Origin of the sequence: Sunxiuqinia elliptica (assembly GCF_900113005.1) — a bacterium.
Classification (GTDB): Bacteria; Bacteroidota; Bacteroidia; order Bacteroidales; family Prolixibacteraceae; genus Sunxiuqinia; species Sunxiuqinia elliptica.
In genome coordinates, this window is sequence record NZ_FONW01000004.1 from 245778 (window position 1) to 259908 (window position 14131).

8 protein-coding genes are annotated in these 14131 nt (G+C 43.7%); 1 reads left to right on the plus strand and 7 read right to left on the minus strand.

Annotation, left to right across the window (positions count from 1 at the left end):
- Positions 1-34 precede the first annotated feature (34 nt).
- The 7 genes from BM156_RS10855 to BM156_RS10885 all read right to left on the minus strand — a co-directional run bounded on the left by BM156_RS10855 (position 35) and on the right by BM156_RS10885 (position 12617).
- A complete protein-coding gene (locus BM156_RS10855; RefSeq protein ID WP_170846936.1) occupies positions 35-1321 on the minus strand; it encodes a DUF3748 domain-containing protein in 1287 nt (428 codons plus the stop codon).
- Positions 1322-1470: 149 nt separating this feature from the next.
- Entirely contained in the window at positions 1471-3006 is a 1536-nt protein-coding gene (locus BM156_RS10860; protein WP_093919890.1) for a calcineurin-like phosphoesterase C-terminal domain-containing protein, read from the minus strand.
- Between the two features lie 126 nt (positions 3007-3132).
- On the minus strand, positions 3133-4833 hold the full coding sequence (locus BM156_RS10865; protein ID WP_093919891.1) for a SusD/RagB family nutrient-binding outer membrane lipoprotein: 1701 nt from the start codon (positions 4831-4833) through the stop codon (positions 3133-3135).
- A gap of 18 nt (positions 4834-4851) precedes the next feature.
- Positions 4852-8274: a SusC/RagA family TonB-linked outer membrane protein gene (locus tag BM156_RS10870; protein WP_212733487.1), complete on the minus strand. Its 3423-nt coding sequence runs from the start codon at positions 8272-8274 to the stop codon at positions 4852-4854.
- Between the two features lie 247 nt (positions 8275-8521).
- Positions 8522-9025 carry a hypothetical protein gene (locus tag BM156_RS10875; RefSeq protein ID WP_093919893.1) on the minus strand — a complete coding sequence of 168 codons (504 nt, stop codon included), beginning with the start codon at positions 9023-9025 and terminating at the stop codon, positions 8522-8524.
- A 42-nt stretch (positions 9026-9067) separates the two neighbouring features.
- Entirely contained in the window at positions 9068-10327 is a 1260-nt protein-coding gene (locus tag BM156_RS10880; RefSeq protein WP_170846937.1) for a purple acid phosphatase family protein, read from the minus strand.
- Between the two features lie 250 nt (positions 10328-10577).
- Entirely contained in the window at positions 10578-12617 is a 2040-nt protein-coding gene (locus BM156_RS10885) for an FG-GAP repeat domain-containing protein (protein ID WP_093919895.1), read from the minus strand.
- Positions 12618-13143: 526 nt separating this feature from the next.
- Between BM156_RS10885 and BM156_RS10890 the strand changes: the two genes are divergently transcribed.
- The gene (locus BM156_RS10890) at positions 13144-14085 is read left to right on the plus strand and encodes a PKD domain-containing protein (RefSeq protein ID WP_093919896.1); all 942 of its coding nucleotides are present in this window, start codon (positions 13144-13146) and stop codon (positions 14083-14085) included.
- Positions 14086-14131: the final 46 nt, after the last annotated feature.

Here is a 14131-nt window from a genome sequence, read left to right on the forward strand (position 1 = left end):
GTTACACTATATTTATTACTAATTCTATCCGTTTTTAGATTTCACTCAGGGCTGCATCAAGCTTTTCCAGGTCTAACTGTAGCGTAAATATTTGTAAAAAACTGGTTGAGGTATCTGATTCACCATTGTCTACTTCCACATTATAAGCAGCCAGCTGCCCATTGTTGGACACCACCAACTGGCTGCGTTGTTTGGAATCGTCCGTAAGCCAAAAGGCTTTCCCAAAGTATGGCCCTTGTTGGACATAAGAGGCAAGTAGATTCCCATCAACCAGACAAAAAATCCAATTGCCGGAAGGATGCCAGCGTAAATCCGACGCATCCGACCGGAAGCTGCTAACCTGCTGGGGTAGCAATTCTTTCTGGTTGGCTTGATCACTCTCCTCTGCAGGGATAATCCACAATTGATTAATTCCCGATTTATCTTTTGCCAAGTATGCAATGTAGCGGCCATCTGCCGATCCGCGCACAATACCTGAGACCCCACCGGCATGTGTCAACCGACGAATGGAAACACCTCCAGGCGGTTCCGGGAAATGGGTTGCATCACCGGAATAGGCCGTTGTAATCACAACATTTTCGGGGACATCAGCCACAAATAAATCCTGCTGATAATCACGACCATTTTCGGCTCTTACCTTCCCCACAAAAGCCCGCATGGTTCCTTTTCGATCAAGCCAGGAATCCCCAAAAGCCCGTTCAATTTCACCAGCCTTTGATTTCCCTTTTTGTGCAGGTTTTAGCAACACCGCAAAGTAATGCGAAGCCCCTTCGGGAGCCTTCAAGTTTGGCTCCATGTAGGCAATGGTCCGATCATACTCCGGGCACAGAAAATCGTCGTAGGTAAATCCAATTCGCAAGCCATCCTTCGAATACTCATGCCGATGCGTTCCTCCCCGATGGGCTCCGGAGATTGTTGGCCGATCGGTAGCAACAGCACGCTTGTCGAGCCATTGAAAGTGGCCCGCTCCATCAGCACTGACCTCGGCTCCATTCCGATTACGAATGCCGTAATAACCGCGCTCCTCAACCTCATTCAACATCGGTCCATGAATGAAAGCCACCTTATTTTCGCTGGGGTGCCATGATACCGCCGCAACTCCCGGAGCAGCCTGCACTCCAGTAACTGATTCCGGCATCCAAAGCACCGTTTCTCGGCCAGTTGCCAGCTCAATTTTTTCGATGGATTGACAATTAGCTAAGTCACTATTGAAGACCGTTCCGCGCGTATCGTAGCATAAGAAACGATCATCCGGAGAGAAATTATCGTTGTTGTCCAAAGCATGATTTTTTTCGGAGAAGGAAAGTTGCTGTTCGCTCATGAGTCGTCGATTCTTATTTGGTTGGGTTGAAGTTTTTGAAGTACAGCCAATCACGGAGACTGCCAGCACAAAGAGTAGGCAAAAAACAAGGGGGCGATATTTCAGATTTGCGGCATTCATCAATGTGTTTACACCAATTCTTTTATAGCTTAATTTACTCGGAATAAGCGATGGGCTTCCCACTCCTGTCCAAACATATCCTTGGTTCGAACGGTAAGTTTATGCACTCCCGAGGTCAAATTATCGGGAAGCTTTCCTTCCCACATATGCGTTGAAACGCTCGGATAATCCATCGGATAGCCAAGAACATCTTCTAATTTACGATCCCCTTTCTCCAGTTCCAGGTAAGGGTTTAACAGATGTACTTGTAAGCTTTGCGGGTCAATTTGATCCTTTTTTTCTAAGTTGAACCACGATCCTTGTCCATTCACTTGCATTTCGACAACTGATTTTTCCGATCCGGCAAATACATTCACCACAACCACTTGCTCGCCAGCGTTGGCTTCATCAATTTGCTCTGGCAAGTAGATATTCATCTGGTAATCCGCCGGACGCCTTGCTGCTTTAAATCGAATTTTGTAGCTATTTTCATCGAAGCTCACAATCGAATACCCATTGGGGGCTCCGTCATTCATCGTTGCATGAGGTATTCCGAGTTCGTCCTTCAAACCACACCACCAACTACCACAAACCGTCGCATTCACCAAGTGATGATGGGCTTCATCCCCCTGCCATCCCTGGCCAGCATCCAAAAATAAATGAGCTTGTTCATGCGCATGCCCCGAAATGGAAAAGCTATGCTTTCGATCCTGAACTAGTTCCAGAATAGCCTCCTTATTATCGCATTCAATGATGGGAGCATGCATCATTAAAACCACCAGTTTATCTGCGGGAACAGCTTGCAAATAGCTTTTGACAAAAGCAATCTGCTCGCTTGTAAAGTGCGGAGAATAACGGCCATCACCGCCATAAAAAATATTGTTCAAGGCAATAAAAACCACCTGCCCGTATTCGAAAGCATAAGTACTTGGCCCAAAGAAGCGCTCAAATGTATCATCCCGCTCTTGATTTGATTTGGCCTGACGGTCGTTGTCATGATTACCAAAAATGTTGTACCACGGAATCCCGATATGACCAATGTATTGACTGATGCTATCCATCAAAAGCGGATCATCGGCAACCAAGTCTCCAAGGCTAACTCCAAAGCGAGCCTCCGTTGCCAGGCACTCCTCCACCACATCATGGGCAATGTACTCCACCTCCTTCATGCCACGAGCCTGCGGATCGCCCCAGAAAAGCACGTCAAACTGCTGCGGTTCATCATTCCGTTGCAAAGGAAAGTTCAGCTTGCTTTTGTTTTTTGCAGCCAGCACAAGATCATCAAATAAGAAATAATTTTTGGGTAGTTGATTGCTTTTAAACCCAACCTGATAGTCAGCTGGTTTGACCACAAAGATTGCTTCTCCGTTTCGAACAGGCAGCTTCCAATAACCATCAGCATCGGTTTGAATGACTTCCAAACCATTGGAGACAGAAACACCATTCACGCCAGGTTCTCCGGAATCCAATTGGCCATTCTTGTTTTGATCGAGATAGACAAATCCATCCGAAAATGATTTTGCCTGTGCAATCCCCAGTAAACTCGCCAGCAAGCATCCCAAGATTAGTATACTTCGAATTATCATTGATTCGTTTTAACAGCCCCTGAAACTGAGCAGCTTGACTAAGTTCCGGAGACTTTTGTCATTATACATTGAATCAGCGGAGGTGCATGGCGCCCCCGCTGATCACTTATAGTTGGTTGTAGAACCTTAATAAGGTTTGTTAGTTCCTTGTAGCAGCCAGAATTTTGACCATGCACTATCTTCACCATCGGTCGCGGTGTAATCCGTTTCCTGAAGGTTTTGAATGGCAGCATTGTAGTTCACATTATTCCGGTCTTTTTCGCTTGCACCATACTGAAACCGCAATGGCATGGCCTCACGAACCCCCTTCTTGCCAACTGTTAGCTGGGGCAATCCTGTCCGGCGCCAGTCGCACCATGCTTCATGAGCAACGGTCCAGTTGGCGATCCATTTTTGCTCCATAATTTGCTCTATTGAACCGTCAAAAGCAACACCTGCAACCGCCACATAATCATCGTAAGCATCCCCCACTTCCCATGTATTCAGCGAAGCTTTTATACCTTTTTCATACCAACTTTGCTGATCGCCAACGTTCCAACCTTTTTGAGCAGCTTCAGCTAAAATGAAACAGACTTCAGCATAGGACATCAAGCGGGCTTTTAGCAAGTCACCTTCGGCCTCCATATAAATATCATCCAGAGCAGAGTTGTGCACATTCGGACCTCCCTGAATAGGATTTGGATTTAAGTTCCAGCCCGAGCCATCTCCGGTTGTCGAAGCAATAGGCAAACCAACATAAACCATCGTATCAACCAATACCTTACCAGCTTCGGCATCATCAACCCAGGTATCCGGGGCATACAAAACCATGTTGTTTTCTGCCATATAAGTAGGATTTAAATACCTAACTCCATCCATAACAACATCGTCTTCGTAGTCCTCTGAAACCTTTATCTGCATCTTCACTGGGTTGAACCAAACATCCAAACGCGGATCTTCCAGCCCTACCAAGACATCGCGGAAACCAGCACAAAGCTGAATCCGATTAAAGTTACTGGCCGAAGCATCGTAGGTGACATTTGCGGGCCATGAATCGGAGTTGGAAGAACCAACATAGCTCATCATGGCATCCTCTTCGAATGAAGCAAAAACCGGATAGCTGGAAGCATTACTCATGATCTCCTCAATTCCTTGCTTGGCATAGTCAGGAAGTTTTTCAGAAAGTCGCATATAATACCTCAACATCAACGAATTGGCAAACTTCCGCCATAATCCAGGATTCCCACTGTAAAGAATATCGGCATTCGCCTGAATTCCTTTGTAGGCCCCAGCCGGCTTCGACAAAAGCGTATTGGCTTCTTTTAGTTCTTCAATGATTCCTTTGTAAATTGTTTCCTGCGAATCGAAAGTCGGAAACAAATCCCCCTGACCACCGTCCGGGGCATTCAAGGCATTGGCATAGGGAGCATCGCCCCAGGAATCAACAATATAACCATAATTAAAAGCACGCATCACCAAAGCAACTCCTTGCTGAAACTCCATCCCTTCTTCCATCGAGCGTTGATACAGGTGCTTCGCATTACGCAAGTTCGCATACCAAGTATCCCAACCTCGTTCTTTGTTCCAATCATACTTGTTAAGCTCGCTTCCCCAACCACTCTTTTGCACATACTGCATGGTTCCAGCCACCCAGCCTTCATAATTATCCTGCAAGTAAGGATGGGCCGTTTGAGAAATAACTGTTGGAACAACCAAGTTGGGTTGGACAAGATCCGGGTCAACCCCATTCGGGTCAATATTCAGCTCTGTCAGATGGTCTTCGCACGATGCCAAAGCAAGGATTGCAAATACCAACAATATCTTGTGAAATGAATTTATTCTTTTCATGTTTTTCTGTTTTATCCGTTAAAAACTCACGTTCAACTTAAGACCAACAGGAATTGTCCAAGGACTAACATTGTATCGCTCAATTCCTTGTTTAAATTGAATACCACTCCCTTGTACTCCTGACTCAGCCTGGAAAGCTGTTTCCGGATCAACATTGATTCCAGCTTTCGTCCATAAAATTAGGTTCCGGCTGTAAACAGAAACCGAAGCATTCTGAATCCCAAGCGACTTCAAAGGAGGAAGCTGGTAGGTCAGTGAAATCTCGCGAAGTTTTACGAAGTCTGCATCGAATGTCGCATTGCGGGTATAATCCCAACCATAGTAATCCTGATAACGGATCAGAGGCGTACCGTCGTCTCCCAAATGCTCTTTAACCATCACGAAATTACCATTGTCATCATAATAGCCTTCAACACCCGGCATAAACACACCATCGTTTAAGGTGATCCCATTTTCGGTATGTGGCAAACCTCCGGTGTCTGCAGTTGGCCCTCCAACAATCACAAAAAACATTCCGTCGGGCGATAAGTACTCATCAGCATGATCTTTCAGGTATTGAGCGATTTCAGGGCCACTCATATCATTCAACTTAAGAGTACGATCCATCCAGCGTTGCGTGTGTAAATCTGACTCCCCATAACGAAAGGTTTGCGAAACAAACTGACCTCCTTTACGCCAGTCCAAACTTGCACTCAACGTCCATTTTTTATAGGAAACCGAAGTTTGCATCCCCAAAGTAAAATCCGGGTTAAAGTTTCCAATTACAGGAGCTACACGGTTACCATCAGCACCTTGTAGCGTTCGGTCACTATCATCCCAGCCTTCATCATCAATGACTGGCCAGCCATGGTACGGAGAATTCGGATCATCAACACGAGTCATCGCACGGTCAATAATTTGTCCGATTTCATCACCTACCCAAGTGTAGGCTCCTCCTTTGGCATCGCTCCAAAGCCTGATGTAGTCAAAGCCTTCCGCCAATTCTTCAATTCTTGTCCGGTTTTTAGAGAACACGAAATTCACATCCCAGTTCCAATTTTCAGTAGCTATTGGCACCCCTCCTAATGAAAGTTCAATCCCCTTGCTGGAGATTAAGCCCGCATTAATTTGCTTGCCGGTATAGCCTGATGATGGAGGCAGTGCAATACTCAAAATTTGGTTTTCATTTTCCGATTCATAATAGGTACCATCCATTCTTAATCGGCTGTTGAAGAATGCCAAATCAGCACCAATTTCCCAACTGGTTTGAATCTCCGGTTTTAGATCTGGCAATAATAAAGTACCCGAAGTCCCCAGGCGAGGTTGATTATCCCAGGCCCCCATGTTTTGCATGGTAGCCATCAAGCGATATGGGTCTGTGTCGTTACCAACCATAGCCCAACCTCCACGCAGTTTAGCCAAGGACACCTTGCTTCCCATGTCGAATACATTATTCAACAACAGGCTTAAAGATGCTGAAGGATAAAAATAAGATCGGTTATCAGCAGGGAGGGTACTTGACCAATCATTCCGTGCTGTTAGATCCAAATAGACTGCATCTTTATATCCAAGCGATGCAAGCGCATACAAACTATAAATAGCCTTTTCACTCCAACTTGAACCATATTCAATATTGTCGGGAGCAATGTTACTCAACGAATACAGCCCGGGAACAATTAAACCGCTACCTCTCGCTTTCGTTCTGGCCATATTGTTTTCGGCATATTGATACATGTAGTTACCACCAGCCGAGGCTGAAAGGCTAAAATCTTCAAAGGTCTTGTTGTAGGCTAGCAAAAAGTCTCCATTTTGTTCTCTCCGAGCCATATTGAAAATACCATAGGCCCCATTTGCATCCCGCGTATAACTGAGGGCAATTTTACTCTCGCGTCTTTCATGAAACTGATCATGCGTATAGCGTCCCATTAATGATAACTCAGGCGTGATTTGCCAGTCGATTTTTGCATTTCCAAATACCCGGTCTCGGCTGAAACCGTTATTCACTTCATTCGCTAAGAAATAGGGGTTATTGATTCGATCCACTTTTTCATACGATCCATCTGGTTTCAGATCCAGCGTATAGGGACCGTTCTGTTGAATTCCTTCCAAGCCAGGCTCCCAATAGTTTTTCAAATCGTTAATGTCAATATGCGAATTGATATCATACAGAGCTTGGAGCGGGTTTGCTCCTCGGTTTCCAATAGATGGTCGGTTATCTGCTCCTGAGTTTGTAAAATTAATGCTCGAACTAACCGTAAGGTTATCGACTACTTTCAATGAAGAGTTTAGGCTAATTGAGTTTCGGTGTAAATCACTATTGGGGATAATTCCCTGATTCTGCATGCTTTCAAATGACACCCGGTAATTTAACCGATCTGTTGCATCGGTAACCGAAACCCCATTGGTAGATGTAATCCCGGTTCTGAAAAAGTCTTTAAAATTATCCGGGTGAGAAACCAACTCAGTCGCTTCTACTTCTCCATTCGCATTGAAATAAGGCCATTGATATACCATCATTCCCTTGTCCATCTCCGGGCCAACCCAATAAGAGTCTCCCACAGGAACTACGTAATAAGGCAAGCCATTATTGGGGCGATTATCTTGTGTGTATGGCCGTTGCCCATTCGCAAAACGAGTATGTTTTTCCAAATACTTGTAAGGCGTTTCGACAACGGTATTTGATGTAACCGTCACACCGAGTCCTTTCGATTTCTTTCCGGATTTTGTCGTGATAATCACCACCCCATTACCAGCGCGTGAACCGTACAAGGCAGCAGCACTTGGGCCCTTCAATACCGAAACACTTTCGATGTTTTCAGAGCTTAAATCAGAAATGGCATTACCATAGTCCGGATTATTTTCACGACCAACAGAAGTAATGTTGTTCAACGTATTATTCATGGGCACTCCATCAACCACAAAAAGCGGCTGGTTATCACTTGTTAATGACGAAGCCCCCCGAATAACCATACTTACTGATGACCCAGCTCCACCAGTAGAATTAATGGCTACTCCGGAAACTTTTCCGGAGAGTGAATTCAAGACATTTTCCTGAGCCACCTTTTGTAAAGACTCCCCATCAACTTCAGCAACTGAATATCCCAATGACTTTTTTTCACGAGAAATACCGAGTGCCGTTACCACCACTTCATCAACTCCAATTGTTGATGACTGCAAAATAACGTCTACCACAGATCGTCCATTGACTGGAACATTTTGCGTTTCCATACCAACAAAAGAGAATACCAATGTTACATTGGAGTTTGGCAGTTGTAGGTTGTAGCTTCCATTGAAATTGGTCACTACCCCGTTGTTTGTACCCTCAATCACGATAGATACTCCAGGCAAAGGCTCACCATCATCACCCGTTACGGTACCGCTTACCCGATTTTGGGCTGTAGCAGCAACACAAAACAGAGCAAATAGTGCAACCAGAAGTGTCTGCAAAATTCTTTTTTTCATAGATAGTTTTTTTGATTTAATTAAAATCATGGATCATAATCTCATCATCCACTCTTACAAAGTTTTATAAACGATCAGGCAATTGCTTCTGGAATTTTACTCTAAATACATTAAATATTAACCCGCATGTTTTACAACAGTGTAAAAACCAATTACTGCAGGTTAAAATAATTTCACCTTTAAATTAAAACTACATCATCTCCCATCAATGATGCATTAACATTTAGATAAACTAAGAAAATGAAAATCAATCGTGAGCTCCCGGTAATCCATCATGCAAAAAAACCGAAAACCACGCCATTAAAAGAATTAAGAAGATTAAGATACTGAAATACATTTTATGTATTCGAGCATAGCTTAAGCGATCAAACCTTACGGAAATGTTAAATGGCTCTTTGCTTCTTGACAGTAAAACCCAAATGATAAGCAAGTTAACCAGATAGAGCCACTGATTAAAAGGAAATGTACCCGTGAGCAATCCGGATACTAAAAAGCTGCACAACATATAAAGTAGAAAGAATATCGTAAAAATCAGCTGGCTTTTACCCTGTGTGAAACAATCAGGACTTCCAAAAGCATATTTACCAGCGACCAAGGCAACGATAAATAAACTTGCGGCTACAATACCAGAGCTCCACCAAGCAAATGACTCGTTACGCTCTTCCAACTGTAACCGAGCAACTAACTGTTCAGGTTGAATCGATTCACGAAAAACAATCACCGGAATAACCATAATGAGTTGTTTATTCATCTTTTACTACGTCTCAGAGAAAATTTCATTCCATTAAAATCACTAGTCGAGCAACTCCGTTTGACCATCCACTTTCCTAAGTTGAAAATGATCGAACAATTCGCCATTAGCGGTATGAGCTTCAAAATTGAGTTTTCCGGGTGCAATCGTAATTTTCTGAAACAACTGTACTTTACTTCCTTTTCGTTTCATCCAGTCCTTATCTCCTGCCTCATACATCTTCGGGCCACTTACCGACACGACGTAAACCGGCTGATGAAGAGGATTTGAGCTATCCGAGGCCATCCCTCTGCCATACGAATGATCATGTCCGGAAAGGACCAAATCAACCCCATACTTTTCAATCAAAGGCTGAAAGTGTTTTCTTAAAGAAGCATTGTCGCGCGATGCTTTCGGAGAATAAAACGGCAAATGGGTCGTCAGAATAATCCATTCGCTTTCCGTATTGCCCAGAACAGAATCCAGCCAAGCAACTTGCGACTGCATCTCCCAACCGTTCTCATCGTCCAGTTCGTCGCCTGCAGCTGAATCAATTGAGATTAAACGTAGATTTTTATAATCGATGAAAAAACACGTTTCTTCCAACCCTTTGGGGCCATTTTTCGGTAACTCAAACTGTGCTCTCCAATGTGGATCCAAAGTCCGATCATCATAATCATGGTTTCCCGGAGTCATTAATTGGGGCGTACTTGAGAAGATGAACCGCCCAGCCTCAAACCACTCCTGCCACTCCCGATCTTTGCCTGCACGATTTATCAAGTCGCCGGCATAAAGCATAAAAGCAGACTCGGGTACTTGCTGATAAGCTTTTCTTACCACCCGCGACCATTGCGATTTCAGGCTTGTTTGCGGATCCCCAAAATACAGGAAAGAGAAGGCTTCCTGATCTTCAGCAGGAAAAGAAAACTCCAACCATTCACTATAATTTGTTCCATCGCCAACCCGGTAAATATAGCTTTTCCCTGGAGCTAAGTCCTTCAGCGTACAACTATGCTGTTTGGCATGAATAGCTGGTTCATTCGAATAAGTATAAACAAGCTGTTGCGTGTTGGCCACGACTTGACGGGTATTCTCCGAGGCCACAGGTCCCTGCGGTGACAGCTGCCATTCACAAAAACCTTTTTCAACCAAGGTATCTGTTCGCCAGCTAACAGCAACCGAATTTGTTCCCGCTGCCGTCAAATTCAGAATAATTCGATCAGGACTTGAAGATGCAGCATTTGATTGCGCCATCAAATAGTTACTTCCAATACATAAAAGTCCAGCGACTAAACACATTGTACTTTTAACGAATGAATTCATGAGCATCCTTATTTTGGTTTTATTCCTCAAATCAACTAGAAGTTCTTCCCTTACACATCACTTTTTAGAATCTTTGCTACAAAATATCCAACACCTCGCCAAACAAGCAAACACCTTAAAAATAAATCAAATACCCTGCTGCCACTTCACGAATTTTTGGCAAAACAAATGGAATATTAACTCAATAATTTCCTTCTGGTAACGAAATAAAAATAACCTTTGCACCAGGCAGGCTAAGTACAAAACATCATCATCGTTTGAAGTAAGGATAAGCGGCAGGTTTCTGTTTTCCGGTGGTGGTCATTGTTGTGGTTATCGTTACACTAGGCCTTTGCCAATAATATAAAACACCAGTTTCGGTGCCCACCAACAAATCGGGAACTCCATCGCGATTAAAGTCAGTGACCACAGGACCATCCGTATGGCCCATCAAGGTACGCGAAATCACCCGCCCCATGTATTGCAAAACCATTTTCCCATTTTTCATTCCCAGGTTCTTCATCCAGTCTACTGCTGGTTTTGATGAAAAGACCAGATCTTCCAATCCATCACCATCCCAATCAGCAAAAGTTATTTTTAACCGGCCATGACTAGATCCTGTTCGCTGATTTAACAAGATTGGCGATCCATCCGAGAAAACAAAATTCCGCTGAGGATGCCCCAAGCGTAATTCATCTCCCACTTTTTGACGCGGATAAACCACCAAATAACCTTCGTAATCCAACATCACCAAATCATTAAGGCCATCTTGATTAAAATCCATGATAAAAGGAGATGTCCGCCAAGGAGCCAGCAGTTCATTCCCTTCAGAAACTCCTGGTGTCCAAGCTGGCTTTTGAGGCTCTCCTTCCCATTCAACATAGAGCGGCTGTGGTTTTGACAGCTCCGGCTTTTCCCTGGTACCTTTATTTTTCAGCCAAACCAAATTGCCATTGTGTTCATTCACCAAGATATCGGGCAACCCATCGTGATCCCAATCCCCAACATCAATGGTTGTATATCCCCAATGCGGATTCTCTGTATTGGGCAACACTTCCGTCGGAATAATCCGAATAGGAACTCCATCAATTTCGAGGATTTTAGGAGCATCCCAAACAGGAATATCTCCCCCAAGATTTTTCACAAAATAGATGTTTCCAACTCCATTTCCGCTCAAAATATCATCCAATCCATCGCCATCCCAATCAAAAACACGAGGAGCAGCCAAAGCCCCTAAATCAACGAACAAAGCTTCCTGCTGCAAAAAGACCGGAGGCAAAAACTCAGGAATTCCATGGTTCACCTTCCCAGTATTTTTCAGAAAAGAGACTTTCCCATCTTCATCGCCTGCTAAAATATCGACAAAACCATCCCGATTAAAATCAACTGCTTTCAGTTTAGTTGCATTCCCATAATGAGAGACAAATTGAATGAGCTCTCCCTGATAGCGCAATTTCTGCCCTTCATGGAATTCATGTACTTGCGGAGTGCCCGCATTCTGAAAATAGACAATATTGGCAAAAGGGCTGATGGCCAGGTAATCCAAATCACCATCATTATCATAGTCTGCCAAAGGAACTTCCAGGTACAAATCATTTCCGAGGGGTTTGCCCAATGACGTCTTTAGTTGCTCCGGCTCCTCATAAGTAGGATCTTGATTGCTCCCTGTATTTTTAAAGAAAAGTAAAAAATCGCCTTGTTTGCTTGACAAACCACAAACCAAATCGAACAAAGAGTCATGATCGAAATCGATCATCTTCCAGGTATTGTAATTTGTGCCAGGCATATAGCCCCGTGCTTTCAACGGCATATCCCTTTTCTTCCAGAATACATTTTGTGGGACATCTTCATAAATCAACAACTGATCATTGACCCGATCCGGCGTTAACACATGGACATGCCCATTCACCTCTGACACTTCGAAGAATTTACCATCGTAGCCTAAACGAAATCGCTCGGAAGAAACCTGTTCACCAGCCCGAAACACAGGATAATCAACGTTTCCGCTAATGTTTTCAAAATAAAACACCCCAACCTCAACGTAACTACCAGACGCTGATACTAACAAGTCTAAGTCTCCATCACCATCAAAATCCATGGGCATAGGCACCGACTTAAAACCAACATCCAAATCCACCAATAAGCCAGAGTGTCGATACGCCAACTTTTGAATTCCCCGGCTATCATCCGTGTTGTTCCCAGCATCCAAGGCCTCAGACTTGCAGGCTCCCAGGATTCCAATCATGCCGGCCAAACTAAGATTGATGAGAAGTCGAATATGCTTTCTCATAGCAGAAAGTAAATAATTCATAGGTCTCCAAGTTTTGGTTAAAGCAGATCCTTCCAATGCTTTAGGCTACAAGTAAAGCTCCAACAGACCTTCAACTTGTTAAGAATCTGCTTATCAATCGCAACAAAAGGAAAAACTCGTCTATCAAAATAAGTTGATTTACCTGAATCAAAATTCCTTAATCTTATTCAATTCACATTAAATATTAACTCAATCAACGTATTAGCAAAAATCAACTTGGATCGAACAATATTTAATGCAAGGAGAACAAATTTCCATATGTTTTTCATTCAGGTCCTCCTTAAATTTACTAAACAGATTGAAATACTTTAGTTTAAGAGTTGTATCTTAAATAACAAAATAGCTGCTTTGATAAGCTATTGACTGATTAAAGGAAAGACCTCAAGCCATCCGTCCATAAAGAAAGATCCTTTGATCACGAATATCTTTCTAGTTCTTTGACAACAGACCAACCGACCTAAAATTAACTGATAACCAACAGAATGAAGACTTACTTACCTGAATATTAATCTTAGCTTTCTTAACTATGAAAAAATTATTCCTCTTTCTGTTCTTTTTTAGCACGATTGGATTTCTATTTCTTTCATCTTGTAAAGAAGATGAATCACGTCCTACCTTTCCTGTTTCAGCCGACATCTTTTACAGTATTGATGGGAAGCAGGTAGCTTTCACAGGCCTAACTCACAGCGCCACAAACTGGCTTTGGGATTTTGGTGACGGGAACACAAGTACCGAGCAAAATCCGGTTTATATTTATGAGAATGGTGGCTATTACACCGCGACCCTTACCGCAACTGACTCCGACGGCCAAACAGCCATTTCGGAGGTGAACCTGGCCGTTGCTTTAACGCCTTACGTATTGCTAACCAGTGGCCCAACAGCTTCCAACGGAAAAACATGGAAACTAACGGCAGCCCACCCTGCCGAAGATCGACTGGCCAATGCCGATGAATCTTTCTCCGTCGCTTCCGGTGCACCGGAAACCCTTCCACAAGGGGCTTTCGATTTGTATTTAAACATGGGAGAAGTTTACGACGACACCTATACCTTCTTTTTTGATGGCAGCTATGCCCACGATGTAAAAAGTGATGGAGCGGCTTTTAGCGGCTTGGTCTTTCAATACGTGACCACCGGAGGCGAAGGAATCGTTAATGCGGGCGGCGCCGACTTCGGACTATGCACCGGGAAATACACCCCAGAGACTGATGCTACATTCACCTATGTTGAAAGCGAAAACTTTGTCGTTCCCTCTGTTTATGGTGCTGATGGAACAATCACCTTTGAGGATGTGAGCACGCTGGACTTCTCGGGGACCGAATTTGTTGGTTTTATGGACTTCCAACGAAAAGTCATTCTTAACAAGATCAGCGACAACTCCATGCAACTTGTCATGTTTATGGCTGCCTCTCCTGATCATCTGCCGATGAATACGCATGCCCTGGTGCTCACTTTTGTTGTGGTCAATTAATGACTCTCTTCATCATTGTTTCCAAAATCAGAACACATTCAATTGA